Source organism: Cobetia sp. ICG0124, from assembly GCF_004006355.1.
GTDB lineage: Bacteria > Pseudomonadota > Gammaproteobacteria > Pseudomonadales > Halomonadaceae > Cobetia > Cobetia marina.
Genome location: NZ_CP024893.1, coordinates 2,549,749 through 2,564,704, shown reverse-complemented (window position 1 = coordinate 2,564,704; position 14,956 = coordinate 2,549,749). Strand labels below are relative to the sequence as shown.

Sequence of the window (14,956 nt, the reverse complement as noted above, 5' to 3'; positions counted from 1 at the left end):
ATCTCCCGCAGGCTTCGCCTCATCAGGGTGGAGTCGGATGTACAACGCGAGTCAAAGGTACAGGCATCATGCCGAAGCGAAGGGTTCACGTGGCGGCTGCCGCCATCTTAAACGAACAGGGCCAGGTCCTGATTGCACGCCGTCCCTCGACGGTGGATCAGGGCGGCTTATGGGAGTTTCCGGGTGGCAAGCTGGCGCCCTACGAAACCGGTCTGGAAGCGCTCAAGCGTGAGCTGTGCGAAGAGCTGGGGGTCGAGATCACGCGTGCTCAGCCGCTGATCCGCATTCATCACGAATACCCGGACAAGCATATCCTGCTGGATGTGTGGGAAACGCGTCAGTTCAATGGCGAGCCCTTTGGCCGCGAAGGGCAGGCAGTGCGTTGGGTCGAGATCGAGGACCTTTACAAATACGCCTTCCCGGCTGCGAATCTGCCGATTCTGCGCGCGGTCTCGCTGCCACGCGAGTATCTGATCACGCCGGAAGAGGCTGATGAGGGAATCTTCGAGACACGCTTGATCCGTGCATTGGATGAAGATGGCGTGCGCCTGGTACAGCTACGTGCCAAGGAACTCGATGAGGCGGCGTACATTGCCCGGGCCGAGAAGGCGCTGGCGATCTGTCATGCACGTGGTGCGCGTCTGTTGCTCAATGCCGAGCCTTCCATGCTCGACAAGGTCGACGCGGACGGTATCCACCTGACCAGCGTGCGTCTGGCGGAGCTGGCAGAGAAGGGCGAGCGTCCGATCGCAGCCAACAAGTGGTTGTCCGCCTCAACGCATGACCAGGCGCAGCTGGATCAGGCGGGACGGGTGACCTGTGATTTCGTCAGCCTTTCACCGCTGCGTGTCACGCCTTCCCATCCTGAGCGTGCGCCACTGGGGTGGCATGACTTCCAGGAGCTGGTCGAGCAGGCCTGCATGCCGGTCTATGCCCTTGGGGGCATGTCGCGCTACGACAGTGACCATGCGCGCGCCGTCGGCGCCCAGGGTATCGCATCGATTCGTGACTTCTGGAAGTGATGATCGCGCGTTGATGTCAGTTGCCTGAACGAAAAAGACCCTCGAGGCCAGCCTCGAGGGTCTTTTTTTGGCGAGCATCTTGAGCGTCGAGCTTGAGCCAGTCTGAACCAGCAGGGCTCTCTCGAGCGCTACTGCTGATTCATGTCGCGCTCCATGCGTGCCACCATCTCGTCGATGCTGGTCTCATCCATGGCCGGCTCGCCGGCGATGCTGTGGGACTCATCAGCCCAGGCGCCGAGGTCCAGTAGCTGGCAGCGCTTGCTGCAGAAGGGACGATATTCGCTGGCGGCGCTCCATGCCACGGGGGTTCGACATTGCGGGCAGGCAACGGACAAGGGCGCCTTATGGGGCTGTGAGGACGCGGAGTCAGACATCGGGAAGCTCCTGAAATGATGCATTGGAGGCGGCCAGCGAGCGATAGCGGACATCCAAGGCCGCGACCTGCTCACGCAAGCTCGCCTGATTGCCGTTATTGTCGATGACATCGTCGGCCTTGGCCAGTCGTGTCTCGCGTGACAGCTGTGCCGCGAGGATGGCGCGTACCTGCGCTTCGCTGACACCATCGCGGCTCAGCGTGCGCGCCAGCTGAACATCCTGGCTGACATCCACCACCAGGGTGCGTGAGACGAGGCTGTCCTGGCCGGACTCGAACAGCAGGGGAGAGACCAGCAGGCGGTAGGGGCTGGTCATGGCCGCCAGGTGTTGCACGATCCGCTCCCGGATGCGCGGATGGGTGCAGCGCTCCAGCCATTGACGCTCCTCGGGGGCAGCAAAGATCCGCTCGCGCAGCGCGGCGCGATCAAGCTCGCCCTGCGCCGTGACGATCGACTCGCCGAAGTGGACGATGATCTCGGCCAGTGCGGTTTCGCCGGGACGCACGATCTCGCGCGCGACATCATCGGCGTCCACCCACTGGATGCCGAGCTCTCCGAACATCCGTGCCACACTGGATTTTCCGCTTCCGATACCGCCCGTCACCCCGATGATGGGGCCTTGATTGAACGCAGTCGTCATCAGGCACCTATCACGCTGAGGTAGAGGCTCATTAGCGGGGTGCCGAACAATAGCGCAATCCAGCCTGCCACGGCCAGATAAGGGCCGAATGGCATGGGGGCTCCCCGCAGGCGCGGCACCAGCAGTTGCAACAGGATGCCGAGTACTGCGCCGAGTCCCGCAGAGAGGATCAACAGCAGTGGCAACCACTGCCAGCCCAGCCAGGCGCCCAGTGCCGCCAACAGCTTGAAATCGCCATAGCCCATGCCTTCCTTGCCAGTCACCAGCTTGAACAGCCAGTAGAAGCTCCACAGCACCAGATAGCCGGCCATGGCACCAATCACGGCACTGGGCAGCATCAATGGCTGGAAAAGCAGTTGGTAGGCGAGACCGGCCCACAGCAACGGTAGCGTGATGGCATCAGGCAACAGCTGGGTGCGGAAATCGATCACTGACAACACCAGCAGTGTCAGACAGGCGCCGAAGATCCACAGGCTCTGTGCTTCCAGGCCGTAGATCAACGCGATGGAAGCGCCGAGCGCGCCACCGGCGAGCTCCACCAGTGGATACTGTGCACTGATACGGGTATTGCAGCTCGCGCAGCGGCCGCGGCGTTTCAGCCAGCCGATGACAGGGAGATTGTCATGCCATTTGATTGGGGTGTCGCAGCCAGGGCAGCGTGAGGCAGGCACCAACAGATTGAAGCGTGGCGACGCTTCCGGCTCCAGTTCCAGCGCTTCACGTGCTTCTGCACGCCACTGACGCATCATCATCACCGGCAGGCGTGTGATCACTACATTCAGAAAACTGCCGATCAACAGGCCGAAAATCCCCGCGAGGCAGGCCTGAAGAGCAGGGGAGAGGGAGGCGAGAGAATCCACGGAACATCCTTGTCAGAAGACTAGATTACATTACCCATTTCGAATATTGGTAGGTACATGGAAACTACCAAGCCACCGACCAAGGTACCCAATACCACGATGATCAAGGGTTCCAGTAGCGAGGTCAGGGCATCGACCTTGTTGTCGACATCTTCTTCATAGAAGTCGGCGACCTTGTTGAGCATGGCATCCAAGGCACCTGACTCTTCCCCTATAGCCACCATCTGAACTGCCAGTGTGGGAAATAGCTGGGTGTTACGCATGGCGAAGTTGAGCTGCTGGCCTGTGGAGACATCTTCCTTGATCTGGGCGATAGCGCGCTCATAGACCTTGCTGCCCGTCGCGCCGGCAGCAGTATCTAGAGATTCTATCAAGGGTACGCCAGCCTGAAAGGTGGTGGCGAGGGTGCGTGAATATCGTGCTACCGAAGACTTGTCAAGTATGTCACCCAGCACTGGTACTTTCAGCATGAAGCGGTGCATGGCATAGGCGAACTTGTCCGATCGCTTCATACCCTGGGCGATAAGAAAAGCAGCTAGTACTACCGCGCCAAGACCAATATACCAATAAGCCTGCGCGTACTCGGACATGGTGATGGTCAGTTGAGTGAAAGCGGGTAACTCAGCTCCAAATCCATTGAATAAGGTTTCGAATTGAGGGACAACCTTGATCAATAGTATGGCGGTGACCCCAAACCCTACGCATATGACGGCCGCAGGGTAATACAGCGCCTTTTTTACACGCGCTTTCAAGGAATCGATCTTCTCTTTGTAAGTCGCGACGCGGTCCAGCATCTTGTCGAGGGCACCGGCCTGTTCGCCAGCGGCAACCAGGTTGGTAAATAGATTATCGAAATGTTGTGGGTGCTTGCGCAGCGCTTCCGAGAAGCTGGCGCCCGCGCCGACCTGGTTCATCAGATCTTCCACCAGGTGGCGCATGCCCGGGCTTTTCATGCTCTCGGCGACAATACCGAAGGCTTGCAGAACGGGGACGCCGGCGCGAATCATCGTCGCCATCTGTCGAGCAAACATGGTGACGTCCTTGCCGCTGACTCTCTTGCTGCCACCGAACAGGGCGGATTTCTTACGTAAACGCTTGACGACGATACCTTGGCCAGCCAGCGTATTCTTCACCTGATCGACATTGGCGGACATCAATTCGCCCTTGACATTTTCACCGCGCGAATTCTTGCCTGTCCATTGCCAGGTTTCTATGCCCGCCTTCTTCTTGTCTTTCTTGGCAGTTCTGATCGTCGCCATGTCGGTTGTCATTCCCTGATGAATGAGTTCAATGTGCCTGATGACTGAGCAAAAGTCAGCTCAATCCTTGGTGATACGGTTGACTTCTTCCAGCGACGTCATGCCCGCCATGACCTTGCGCAGGCCGCTGCGGCGCAGATCCGACAACCCTTCCTTGCGCGCCTGGTCTGCCAGTTCTATCGCGGTGCCTTCCCGCATGATCAAGCGGCTCATCTCATCAGAGATGGGCATCACTTCATAGATGCCGACGCGTCCCTTGTACCCTAGCGTGCATTGGCTGCAACCCGTTGGACGATAGATGGTGGCATTTTCCAGATCTTCCGCACTGAAGCCATTTTCTGCGCTGAAGCCCATTGAGGCCATGGCTTCCTGGGGGATCTCGGCAGGTTGACGACAGTGGGGACACAGACGCCGCGCCAGACGTTGCGCGATGATCAAGGAAACCGAGCTTGCGATGTTGAAGGGCGCGATGCCCATGTTGCTGAGGCGCGTCAACGTTTCAGGGGCAGAATTGGTATGCAGGGTCGAGAGCACCAGGTGGCCTGTCTGCGCGGCCTTGACGGCAATTTCGGCGGTTTCCTTGTCCCGAATCTCCCCGACCATCACCACGTCGGGATCCTGGCGCAGGAAGGCGCGCAGTGCCGAGGCGAAGTCGAGCCCTATCTTGGGCAAAACGTTGACCTGATTGACACCCTCTACCTTGAGCTCGACCGGGTCTTCCGCGGTCGAGATATTGCGCTCAGGCGTATTGAGGATGTTCAAGCCGGTATACAGGGTGACGGTCTTGCCGCTACCGGTAGGGCCGGTGACAAGGATCATGCCCTGAGGCTCGCCAAGTGTCTTCTCGAACATGGCACGCTGTTCGGGCTCGAAGCCCAGTGCCTCGATGCCCATCTTGGCGGAACTGGGGTCCAAGATACGCAGTACCAACTTCTCCCCGTAAACGGTTGGCAAGGTGTTGACACGAAAATCGATGGAGCGTGACTTGGAAAGTCGCAGTTTGATGGCGCCATCCTGAGGCAGACGCCGCTCGGAGATATCCATGCGCGACATCACCTTCAAGCGCGCCGAGATACGGTTGCGCATGTTGAAGGGCGGGCGAGTATTCTCGATCAGCATGCCATCGATACGAAAACGAATGCGATAGGTGGATTCGTAGGGTTCGAAGTGGATATCCGAGGCGCCACGTTTGATGGCATCCAGCAGTACCTTGTGAACGAAGCGCACCACCGGCGCATCGTCACTGTTGGCCGTGATGGCAAGGTCGTTATTGTTATCCTCCTCGCCCTCGAACTCCAAGCCATCGAGGGCTTCACCTTCACCGCCAAGCATATCCATGGCGCTTTCTTCACCGGCTTCCAGGTACTGCTCCAATGCCGGCGTCAGCTGATCAGCTGCGACCAGCACGCTTTCAATCGACAGGCCGGTGGCAAATTGCAGTTCATCAAGATGAGTCAGTGTCGATGGCGAGGGTACACCTACGGTCAAACGATGTTCACGTCGATAGAGTGGCAGTACGCCCAGCTTGCGCAGTACCTTCTCTGGCAGCTCATCAATGCTCGGCAGGGAATCGATACGTATTGCATCGAGATCCACATAGGGCAGCCCGTATTCCCATGCTGCCACCAAGGTGGCCTCACGTGCCGAGGCCAGACCATGAGTGATGACATGCAGCAGCAGACTTTCGCCAGCCTCATTGGCCTCCTGCTCAGCCAGCAAGGCAGCCTGATGCTCCAGCAAGCCTGATTCCACCAGGCGAGCGGCAAATCCCTTCAACGTCTGATCACTCTGGGGCAGTGAGCGTTGAGCTGCGTTGGCTTGATGAGCAGAAAGAATTTGATGGTGTTGCTTGCAATGTGACCGAGTGTAATCTATTGTAACTGACAAGCAGCCGTCAGCGCCGCCTTGTAAGCGACTTGCGACATGGCAATGGCACCTGATCTGTGGCTGTGGTATCAATCGTCCCGTCCGGTCGATGCCCCGGGATATCAAAACGTTATACTCACAATAACAGATTGATGTTCAGGGAAAGTAACCGGGGTTTCAGGACGTACGACCTGATCTCACTACGCAAAGGCAAGGGAGTCACACCATGACACGCAAGCAACAGGCAGGTTTCACATTGATCGAGCTGATGATCGTTGTAGCGATTATCGGTATTCTGGCGGCCATCGCCATTCCGCAGTATCAAAATTACGTAGCACGCTCAAAAAACCGCCCTTCGGGGCGGTTTTTTTATTGGGCTTAATAAAGCGCTTCTTCCTCCTCTACCACATCCTTCAGCAGCTCCAGGAACAGCTTGTCCGCATCGGAATGTTCTGCCGGATCTTCCGGGATATGAATGCTGGTAGTGTCAGAAATCTCGTTGGCGATGATAGCCAGCACCGCTTGCTCGCTTTTTCCTTGTTCTGCCCCTTCCTTGAGGCGCGCTCGCGCCACCACCAGTGACTGCTCGAGAATCTTCGGGTCTTGCAGCAGCTTGCGAATGAAACCTTTCAGTTCATTGATGATGCGTGTCTTGTGCATTTCGCCGGATGCGTTGCTCATGGCGTGCTCCTTGGCCTGATCGGCAACCTCCAATTGGACATCGACATGCGGAGCACTCGAGGGGGCAGAGAGGGGTGTGGTGACATGATTGACATAGTGAAGCATCAGCCCGCTGCGTTCTTGCCATACAGGATGTGACTGCCAGCAGGCATCAAGTGCAGTGATGATCTCGCTGCGCAGCGGCAGTGGCTGCATGAGCGTGGGATGTGTCGTGCCCGCCTGACCGATATGTGAATCGTCTTCGGGGTCAATGTGGTAGAGCACATCGCTGAGCTGGGGGAATTCTGACTTGAGGCGTGCCACGGCGTGATGGCCGATGGCATGACCTTCGGAGACGCTGATGCGTGGCGCGACCAGCAGGTGGACTTCCAGCACGATACGACCGGCGAGCGTGCGACTGCGAAGATCATGTGCGCCACGCACTTCCGGCAATGACAGCAGGCATTCACTCATGGCGCGTTGTTGTTCGCGTGGCAGAGCGGTGTCGATCAATTCCCGTGAGGCTTCCCACGCCAGCGATACGCCGATCTTGCCGACCATCACCGCGACGATGATGGCAGCTATTCCATCCATCCAGCCCGCCCCGAGCTGAGTGCCGATCAAGCCCACCAGCACGGCGACGGTCGAGAGCGCATCGCTGCGTGAGTGCCAGGCATTGGCTTCCAGCAGTCTCGACTTCTGTTTGCGAGCCACCTTGAGCGTTGCACGAAAGATGGCTTCCTTGGCGATCAAGGAAATCACCGCGACGCCGATGCCCAGAGCCCCTGGCAGCGGAATGCTCAGGGTGCCGAATATCAGCTCCCAGCTGCGCAGCACGCCTTCCCAGCCGATTGCACCCGCCACGGCGATGAGCAAGCTGCCAAGTACCAGCGTGCCCAGCGTCTCGATGCGTTCATGCCCCCAGGGGTGCGAGCGATCCGGTGCCTGACGGCCGAAGTGAGTGGCCACCAACACGAAGGCATCCGTTACCAGGTCTGACAGTGAATGGATGCCATCGGCCATCAAGGCTTGAGAGCCGACCAGCTTGCCGACGATCAGCTTGGCGATGCCCACCACCCCATCCAGCGCCGCGCCGATCAGGGTGATGCGCTGCGCCTCACGTCTGGCCTGTGCAGGAGTGAGGTCAGCGAACGCAGCTGTCTTCGGCGATTTCATGCGTCGGACGTAGACGGCGCGCGACGCTATCCACGACGATATTGAGTATTGCGGTCAGCAGCAGCAATGCAAAGGCCTGGTCGAACATCAGATACTCGAAGCTCGAATCGATGTGGAAGCCCAGTGTTGCCACGCCGAGCATGCCGAGAATCGCCGTCTCGCGAATGATGGTCTCGGCGCGATAGAAGAGCAGTGCGAACATGCCGGGCGCGACTCTCGGGTTGATCTCATACAGCCAGCTTTCCAGTCGTCCGCGGGGCTTGCCGGGCGGCAGCTGGATCTGGTTGGCATGCCGTGCACATAGAAAGGCGATGATGGCGCCATTGTGCAGGGACAGTGCCAGCCAGGCAGGCAGGAGCGAGGGGCCCAGCAGCAGCAGCAGAATGAAGGCCAGCATCAGCTCAGGGGTGGTGCGCAGGAAGATCATCAGCCCTTGAGTGGCCTGTCGGGAGGCGCGATTGCCCACATGTCGGCTGGCCAATGGCCACAGCAGCATGGCGATCAGCAGGCTGCCTGCGGTGCCCAGCAGACCGAGCAGCAGGGTGTTGCCCAGCGCGGACAGCAGGTGGGGCAGATGGCTCGCCCAATCCAGCAGATCAGCAAGTAGCTGGCCGGAGATCAGTGAATCGACGCTGGCATTGACCAGCGGCGTTGGCCAGATGTCGTGGCTGAGGAAGCGCCACAGCAGTGTCGGATTCACGTCCGGCCAAGGCCCCAGCCACCAGAGACTGGCGACTCCCAGAAGGGGCAGCAGGCGACGATGCCCCCACCATGGCAGCGTGGCGATCAGCAGGTAGAAGATCCACAGCAGAGCGCCGGCTTCATGGTAGCGCCCTTCGCGGAAAGCACTTTCCAGATAGAAGCCCAACGTCGGCAAGCCGACGAAGCCCAGCAGGACGCTGGCGCGTAGCGCGCACTCGAAACGGTAACGGGTGTAGCTCGCCAATCGCGACCATGCCAGTGGGAGTTCTGCATACACGAAACACATCAGGCGTGATGTGGTGGCAGGTAGAGCGCGGCGCGGTGCCTGGGGAACCTGTTCCAGTATCTCGGCGTAGACCTTGGCGAAGGTTGCCGCGTAGGGGATGGTGATCGCGGCCAGCGCCGTGATGGCGGACAGGCCGAATACTTGCAGCAGCAGCAGTGCCCAGAACAGCTCATGCACGGCCCGCAGTCCGGCGCAGACAGCGCGCAATGCTCGTGAGCGGGAGTAGAGCAGCGCAAGGGGCAGTCCCAGCAGCGCCCCCAGCAGCGTCCCCCATAAGGCGAACGCCACCGTCAGGATCAAGGCATGCACTGGTGATTCCAGTGCACTGGGGGCCGGCATCACCAGGCCATTCAGCATGCGGCCAAGTTCCTGCCATGGCTCCCGTGAGGTAATGGAGAGATCACCGAAGGGTGCCAGTATCAGCATGGCAGCCAGCAGGCCGATACCGAGCCGCAGCAGGTGTGAGCCTTCACTGCGCGCCTGCCACCAGCGTGGCGGCTTGCGCAGTCTGGAGAGCGCGAGGCCGGGTTCAGTCGACATCAAGTGGCTCACTGCTGGCGGCGCAGGGTAGAGGCAGTCGAGGTCCTGCGGCTTCAGGTCGTCGGTATTGGCGTCGAGCAGTACCTTGCCGTTGCCGTTCTCATCCTTGCCCAGACCGATGACACGAGTGAAGTGAGTGAGTGCCAACTCCTTCTGGTGAAGCGCTACCACGCTGGTAGCATGGCGAGAGTGAATCCAGTGGATCAGCTGGCTGGCCTGATGCGGGTCCACGCTCGCCACGGGCTCGTCCCCGAGAAACAGATCATGTCCCTGATAAAGTGCCCTGGCGATGGCCACCCGCTGACGCTGTCCACCGGATAACGCCTCGACCGATCGCTCCATCAGGCCGGCGATGCCCAGAGGTTCACATACGGCGGCGACTGCCTGCCAATGAGCGGGCCTGGGGCGCAGCAGATTGAGCAGGTTGGTCAGCGACGATTGCTGATCCAGCCTGCCCATGAAGATGTTGTGATACACGGAAAGCTGAGGCACCAGTCCTTGACGCTGAGGGCACCAGGCTGCAGGCGTACCCTGCTCATGCAGGGCGCTGCGCAAGGCTTCCAGCAGCGTGGACTTGCCCGCACCGCTGGCGCCAAGCAGAGCGACGCGCTCGCCATGCTCGAGTTGAACGTCCAGATCGCGCAACACCACCTCGGCGCCATGGCCGAGGTGGTGTCGTGACAGGTGCAGCAGGGGAGAGGGTGTTGCCTGGGTCATGACTCAGCGCAGCAGACCGAGTTGCTCGCCAACCGTCTTGATCGGGGCGTAGTCATCATTGCTGGCCGGGATGAAGCCGGAGCGCGGGAAGCTTTCCAGCAGGTCCGGATCCTTCATGTCCAGCAGCGCCTGAGTGAGGTGCTGCGTGAAGTCCGCACCGTAGTGGCTGTCGGCATCGCCGCGCACTGTCCACTGATAGTCGGGGTAGGCCGGAGTTTCCCACAGTACCTGGACCTTGGCGGGATCGACCTTGCCATCCTTGACGGCGGCTTCCCACACGGCGTAGTTCACGGCGCCCACGTCGTAGGTGCCGGCGGCAACCAGCGCGATGGTGCGTGAGTGATCACCGGAGAAGCCGACGCGCGAGAAGACCTTCTCGGGGGCGTCATCGAACTGTTCGCGCAGATAGTATTCCGGCATCAGGCGCCCGGAAGTGGAGGTCTTGGCACCGAAGGTGAAGGAGTGGCCTTCCACGGATTCGGGCAGCGTCTCCAGCGGCGTCTGTGCATCGCCGGCCAGCTTGAGATCACGTCGTGCGATGAAATAGCTGCGGAAGGCGGCATCTTCCACACCCTGGGCGATCGCCTGGGAGCCCGGCACCAGCTGGCGGGCCTGGACACCGGTGAGGCCGCCGAACCATGCCATCTGGATCTGATCATTGCGGAAGGCACTGACCGCGGCGCTGTAGGACTTGACCGGCACGTACTCGACATCCACCCCGAGCTTCTCTTCCAGGTAGTCGGCGACCTTGTCGAAGCGCTCCACCAGGCGCGACTCATCTTCATCGGGAATGGCAGTGAACTTGAAGGTCTCGGCTTGCGCCAGACTGATGCTGAAAGGCAGGGCAGAGAACAGGGTCAGAGCAGCAGTGGCCAACCAGCGCATGGGTCAGGATTCCGGCGGAAAACGGGTGTCCTTGAGGCTATCCTTGATCTTCTTGAGGTGATGCTGGAAGTCCACGCCACGCCTGAGCGTCACGCCGGTCGCCAGCACATCGATCAGAGCCAGATGGATCATGCGCGAAGTCATCGGCATGTAGATGTCGGTGTCCTCCGGTGCCATGACTTCCAGCACCTCGGTACACTCGCGCGCCAGCGGAGAGTCCGGCGCGGTGATGCCGAGCACGGCGGCACCGTTGCCGCGCGCCAGCCTGGCGATATCGACCAGTTCCCGCGTGCGGCCGGTATAGGAGATGATCACGATCACGTCACCGGTATGGCAGGCGGCCGCGACCATGCGCTGCATCAGCACGTCTTCATAGGCCATCACGGGCAGATTGAAACGGAAGAACTTGTGCTGGGCATCTGCCGCCACCGGCCCGGAAGCCCCCAGGCCGAAGAAGCAGATCTGCTTGGCCTGGCTCAGATAATCCACCGCACGTTCGATGCGCTTGGCATCAAGGGCGCGGCGCGCATCATCGAGAGCGGCAACCGTGGCGCCAAGTATCTTGTCGCCATAGGATTCGGCGTCATCATTCTGCTCGACGCTGCGCGAGACATAGGGCGTGCCACCGGCCAGACTCTGGGCCAGCTTGATCTTGAAGTCCGGGAAGCCCTTGGCGTCGAAATTGCGACAGAAACGGTTGACGGTCGGCTCGCTGACCAGTGAGGCCTGAGCGAGTGCCGCGATGCTCATTCCCGTGGCGGCCGACGGATCTGTCAGAATGACGTCAGCGACCTTGCGCTCTGAACGATTGAGGTCGTCGAGACGTTCGCGGATGCGGTTGATGAGGTCGTGTACTGCCATTCGCCGATTACCTTGCCATTGTGTAGTGAAATAACTACGTAATCTGGGCATCCTAGCCTCACTCGTCTGGCAGGCCAAGCATCCCTTTGCCTCGGACGATGCTCCAAGCTCAGTGAAACGTCCGCTGGCTACCACTTTTAGGTAAGTTTACCTACTTGTTGGGCGATTTGTCTTGAGAGAGCGCGACGTTATCGCTACATTTGTTGTTAATATAACCAGCCATGTATCGCCACAGCCGTCCCGGTGTCCCACCGTATCGGCCAGCCAGGCATGCAGGGCAGTTTCGACGGGAGAAATCGGCTGCATGAGTTCCGACACCATTCCGGGCGTGGATATTGCCCTGTTCGGCGCCTTGGGCGACCTCGCCAAGCGCAAGCTGTATCCAGCCCTCTACCACCTTGATCGCGATGGTCTGCTCGACAAGGCGACTCGCCTGATCGGCCTGGCGCGTCAGGACGTCAGCCTCGAATCCTTCAAGGAAACCGTGCAGGCCTCGCTCAAGGAGCGCGTCAAGCCGGAGCATTTCGAGAAGGCTGCCATCGAGCGCTTCCTCGCCCGTATCAGCTACGCCGCGCTGGATTTCAGCACGGTGGAAGGTTACTCGGCCATCGCCGACTGGCGGGTTGACGCCAAGGGCAAGCCTTCGCCGCGCCCGCTGATGATCTATCTCTCCGTGCCGTCACGCATCTATGGTGACATCAGCAACAACCTGCAGGCCGCCGGTTGTCTGGATGAGAACTCGCGTGTCGTGGTCGAGAAGCCGATCGGCTCCGACCTGGAAAGCTCCGGTGTCATCAACGATGCCATCGGCGCGGTATTCCACGAGTCGCAGATCTATCGCATCGATCACTATCTGGGCAAGGAAACCGTTCAGAACCTGATTGCACTGCGCTTCGCCAACCCGATGTTCGGCAATCAGTGGAACCAGAACCACATCTCCCACGTCGAGATCACCGTGGCCGAGAAGGTCGGTATCGAGGGACGCTGGGGCTACTTCGATCAGGCGGGTCAGCTGCGTGACATGGTGCAGAATCACCTGCTGCAGCTGCTGTGCCTGATCGCGATGGACCCGCCGTCCAATCTGGACGCCGATGCCATTCGCGATGAAAAGGTCAAGGTGCTCAAGGCCTTGCGCCCGATCACCGGTGAGCGTCTGAACACTGATCTGGTACGTGGTCAGTACATCGCGGGTGCCGTCGATGGTCAGCACGTGCCGGGGTATCTGGAAGAAGAGGGCGCCAATACCGAGTCCTCCACCGAGACCTTCGTGGCTTTCAAGACCGAAGTGTCCAACTGGCGCTGGGCAGGCGTGCCGTTCTATCTGCGTACCGGCAAGCGCATGCCCGAGAAGCTGTCACAGATCGTGATCCACTTCCGTCAGCAGCCGCACTACATCTTCGATCCGGACCAGCGTTCGCTGGCGGCCAACAAGCTGATCATTCGTCTCCAGCCCTCCGAAGGCATCTCGCTGCAGGTGCTGACCAAGGACTCCGGTCTCGACAAGGGCATGCGCCTGCGTCCGGGTCCGCTGGATCTCGACTTCAACAGCGCCTTCCCCAAGCGCCGGATTCCGGAAGCTTACGAACGTCTGCTGCTCGAGGTCATCAAGGGCCAACAGTATCTGTTCGTGCGTCGTGACGAGATCGAACACGCCTGGCGCTGGGTCGATACCCTCATCGATGGCTGGGAATCGCGCGCTGCCACGCCGCGTCGTTACCCAGCGGGCTCTTGGGGCCCGGTCTCCTCCATCGCGATGATCACGCGTGATGGTCGCAGCTGGTATGAGGAGTATTGAGATGGCTGTCGACATGACGCTCGCGCATTGCTGGTGGTCTCCGGGGGCTCGACGCCCAAGCCGTTGTTCGCCGCATTGCGTGACAAGCCGCTGGACTGGTCGCGTGTGGACATCACCCTCGCGGATGAGCGTTGGGTGAGTGAAGACGCCGACGACAGCAATGCCCGCTTCGTACGTGAGCATCTGTTGAAGGGCGCAGCCGCTGCCGCGACCTTCCATCTGCTGACCAACGCCGAAGCAGAGCCAGAGGCGGGTTGCGAGGAAGTGAGTGCTCGCATCGCGGCACTCTCCTGGCCGGCCTCCGCGGTGATTCTCGGCATGGGGGGCGATGGTCACACGGCTTCGCTGTTCCCGGATGGGGATCGCCTGCAGGAAGCGCTGACCAGCCGTGATTGCTGTGTGCCGATGCGTGCCCCCAGCGTCCCGCAGGCGCGCATCACCCTGAGCCTCGAGCGCTTGCGGCAGACGCGCCGTACCGTGCTGCATCTGACGGGCACCGACAAGCAGGCCGTGCTGTCACGTGCGCTGGGCGATGTCGAGGCCGTCAGCGAGTTGCCGATCCGCGCCTTCCTGTCCGCGCCTCTGGCGCTGTACTGGGCCCCCTGATCCTATCGGCCACGGCGCTGCGGCGCAAGGAGAACGCCATGAGCTTCGAAAAACAACTTCCCTCGACGCGCACGACCGAGATCGACAGCATCTGCCAGAAGGCCTCCGTGCTGCCGGTGATCGCCGTCGAGCGCATCGAGGACGCCGTGCCGCTGGGCAAGGCGCTCTATGAAGGCGGCTTGACCGTTCTCGAGGTCACCCTGCGGACTGACTGCGCTCTCGAGGCGATTCGCCGCATGCGTGAAGCGCTGCCCAATGCCAGCATCGGTGCCGGCACCGTGCTCACGCCGGAACAGTATCGCAAGGTGGAAGAGCTGGGCGTCGATTTCGTCGTCACGCCGGGTACCACCGAAGCGCTCTATCAGTATGGCGTGACCAGCAGCGTGCCGATGCTGCCGGGCGTCGCGACCGTGTCCGAATTGATGACCGGCTGGCAGTACGGCTACCGCCGCTTCAAGTTCTTCCCGGCCGAGGCCGCGGGTGGCGTGAATGCCATCAAGTCCTTCGGTGGCCCGATCAGCGAAGCACGCTTCTGCCCGACCGGCGGCATCACGCTCAACAATGCCGGTGACTATCTGGCACTCAAGAACGTGATGTGTGTCGGTGGTAGCTGGGTGGCGCCGCAGAAATTGATCGATGCAGGCGACTGGGATGGCATTCGTGAGCTGGCGCGCGAAGCGTCCGAGCGTTTCCACCACTGACATTGC

General features: G+C 60.4%; 12 protein-coding genes and 3 pseudogenes. 5 read left to right on the top strand and 10 right to left on the bottom strand.

The genetic code is table 11. The annotated features are described in order from the left end of the window. The first annotated feature begins 68 nt into the window (after window positions 1–68). A complete protein-coding gene (locus tag CU110_RS12015) occupies window positions 69–1,022 on the top strand; it encodes a Nudix family hydrolase (RefSeq protein ID WP_077371708.1) in 954 nt (317 codons plus the stop codon). Between the two features lie 128 nt (window positions 1,023–1,150). Here the strand turns inward: CU110_RS12015 and yacG are convergent, their stop codons facing one another. Genes yacG through pilB form a run of 5 tightly spaced genes read right to left on the bottom strand, consistent with a single transcriptional unit; the run spans window position 1,151 to window position 5,931 of the window. After that, the gene (gene yacG / locus CU110_RS12010) at window positions 1,151–1,396 is read right to left on the bottom strand and encodes a DNA gyrase inhibitor YacG (RefSeq protein ID WP_084209207.1); all 246 of its coding nucleotides are present in this window, start codon (window positions 1,394–1,396) and stop codon (window positions 1,151–1,153) included. After that, window positions 1,389–2,036, bottom strand: a complete 648-nt coding sequence (coaE, locus tag CU110_RS12005; protein WP_084209206.1) for a dephospho-CoA kinase — start codon at window positions 2,034–2,036, stop codon at window positions 1,389–1,391. The genes yacG and coaE overlap by 8 nt, the downstream gene beginning before the upstream one ends. After that, the gene (locus CU110_RS12000; RefSeq protein ID WP_084209205.1) at window positions 2,036–2,896 is read right to left on the bottom strand and encodes an A24 family peptidase; all 861 of its coding nucleotides are present in this window, start codon (window positions 2,894–2,896) and stop codon (window positions 2,036–2,038) included. Before CU110_RS12000 ends, coaE begins: the two co-directional genes overlap by 1 nt. A 20-nt stretch (window positions 2,897–2,916) precedes the next feature. After that, window positions 2,917–4,155 (bottom strand): type II secretion system F family protein, encoded by a 1,239-nt coding sequence (locus tag CU110_RS11995; protein ID WP_084209204.1) that lies wholly within the window; start codon window positions 4,153–4,155, stop codon window positions 2,917–2,919. Window positions 4,156–4,215: 60 nt separating this feature from the next. Then, window positions 4,216–5,931 (bottom strand): type IV-A pilus assembly ATPase PilB, encoded by a 1,716-nt coding sequence (gene pilB / locus CU110_RS11990; protein ID WP_127736137.1) that lies wholly within the window; start codon window positions 5,929–5,931, stop codon window positions 4,216–4,218. Between the two features lie 316 nt (window positions 5,932–6,247). Here pilB and CU110_RS11985 point away from each other — a divergent pair. Beyond that, window positions 6,248–6,367: pseudogene (locus tag CU110_RS11985) on the top strand (prepilin-type N-terminal cleavage/methylation domain-containing protein); the annotation flags it as partial. Window positions 6,368–6,399: 32 nt separating this feature from the next. Here the strand turns inward: CU110_RS11985 and CU110_RS17225 are convergent. The 5 genes and pseudogenes from CU110_RS17225 to CU110_RS11960 form a co-directional block, all read right to left on the bottom strand. Further along, complete coding sequence (locus CU110_RS17225; protein WP_077371726.1) at window positions 6,400–6,702, bottom strand: hypothetical protein; 303 nt, start codon at window positions 6,700–6,702, stop codon at window positions 6,400–6,402. A 249-nt stretch (window positions 6,703–6,951) separates the two neighbouring features. After that, a pseudogene (locus CU110_RS17220) lies at window positions 6,952–7,857 on the bottom strand (cation diffusion facilitator family transporter); the annotation flags it as partial. After that, on the bottom strand, window positions 7,826–10,102 hold the full coding sequence (locus CU110_RS11975; protein WP_240665377.1) for an ATP-binding cassette domain-containing protein: 2,277 nt from the start codon (window positions 10,100–10,102) through the stop codon (window positions 7,826–7,828). The pseudogene CU110_RS17220 and the gene CU110_RS11975, both read right to left, overlap by 32 nt. 3 nt (window positions 10,103–10,105) lie before the next feature. Further along, complete coding sequence (locus CU110_RS11965) at window positions 10,106–10,987, bottom strand: putative selenate ABC transporter substrate-binding protein (protein WP_084209792.1); 882 nt, start codon at window positions 10,985–10,987, stop codon at window positions 10,106–10,108. A gap of 3 nt (window positions 10,988–10,990) precedes the next feature. Next, the gene (locus CU110_RS11960; RefSeq protein WP_077371737.1) at window positions 10,991–11,848 is read right to left on the bottom strand and encodes a MurR/RpiR family transcriptional regulator; all 858 of its coding nucleotides are present in this window, start codon (window positions 11,846–11,848) and stop codon (window positions 10,991–10,993) included. Window positions 11,849–12,152: 304 nt separating this feature from the next. Between CU110_RS11960 and zwf the strand changes: the two genes are divergently transcribed. The 3 genes and pseudogenes from zwf to CU110_RS11945 all read left to right on the top strand — a co-directional run bounded on the left by zwf (window position 12,153) and on the right by CU110_RS11945 (window position 14,950). Then, window positions 12,153–13,643, top strand: a complete 1,491-nt coding sequence (zwf, locus tag CU110_RS11955) for a glucose-6-phosphate dehydrogenase (RefSeq protein ID WP_077371740.1) — start codon at window positions 12,153–12,155, stop codon at window positions 13,641–13,643. 24 nt (window positions 13,644–13,667) lie between these two features. After that, window positions 13,668–14,249, top strand: a pseudogene (gene pgl / locus CU110_RS11950) (6-phosphogluconolactonase); the annotation flags it as partial. Window positions 14,250–14,287: 38 nt separating this feature from the next. After that, complete coding sequence (locus CU110_RS11945; protein WP_077371743.1) at window positions 14,288–14,950, top strand: bifunctional 4-hydroxy-2-oxoglutarate aldolase/2-dehydro-3-deoxy-phosphogluconate aldolase; 663 nt, start codon at window positions 14,288–14,290, stop codon at window positions 14,948–14,950. Window positions 14,951–14,956: the final 6 nt, after the last annotated feature.

Coding starts and splice junctions, on each gene's coding strand:
- yacG (WP_084209207.1), bottom strand. CDS start 1,396: ATGTCTGACTCCGCGTCCTCACAGCCCCATAAGGCGCCCTTGTCCGTT.
- CU110_RS12015 (WP_077371708.1), top strand. CDS start 69: ATGCCGAAGCGAAGGGTTCACGTGGCGGCTGCCGCCATCTTAAACGAA.
- CU110_RS11975 (WP_240665377.1), bottom strand. CDS start 10,102: ATGACCCAGGCAACACCCTCTCCCCTGCTGCACCTGTCACGACACCAC.
- CU110_RS11960 (WP_077371737.1), bottom strand. CDS start 11,848: ATGGCAGTACACGACCTCATCAACCGCATCCGCGAACGTCTCGACGAC.
- CU110_RS17225 (WP_077371726.1), bottom strand. CDS start 6,702: ATGAGCAACGCATCCGGCGAAATGCACAAGACACGCATCATCAATGAA.
- CU110_RS11945 (WP_077371743.1), top strand. CDS start 14,288: ATGAGCTTCGAAAAACAACTTCCCTCGACGCGCACGACCGAGATCGAC.
- CU110_RS11965 (WP_084209792.1), bottom strand. CDS start 10,987: ATGCGCTGGTTGGCCACTGCTGCTCTGACCCTGTTCTCTGCCCTGCCT.
- zwf (WP_077371740.1), top strand. CDS start 12,153: ATGAGTTCCGACACCATTCCGGGCGTGGATATTGCCCTGTTCGGCGCC.
- coaE (WP_084209206.1), bottom strand. CDS start 2,036: ATGACGACTGCGTTCAATCAAGGCCCCATCATCGGGGTGACGGGCGGT.
- CU110_RS11995 (WP_084209204.1), bottom strand. CDS start 4,155: ATGGCGACGATCAGAACTGCCAAGAAAGACAAGAAGAAGGCGGGCATA.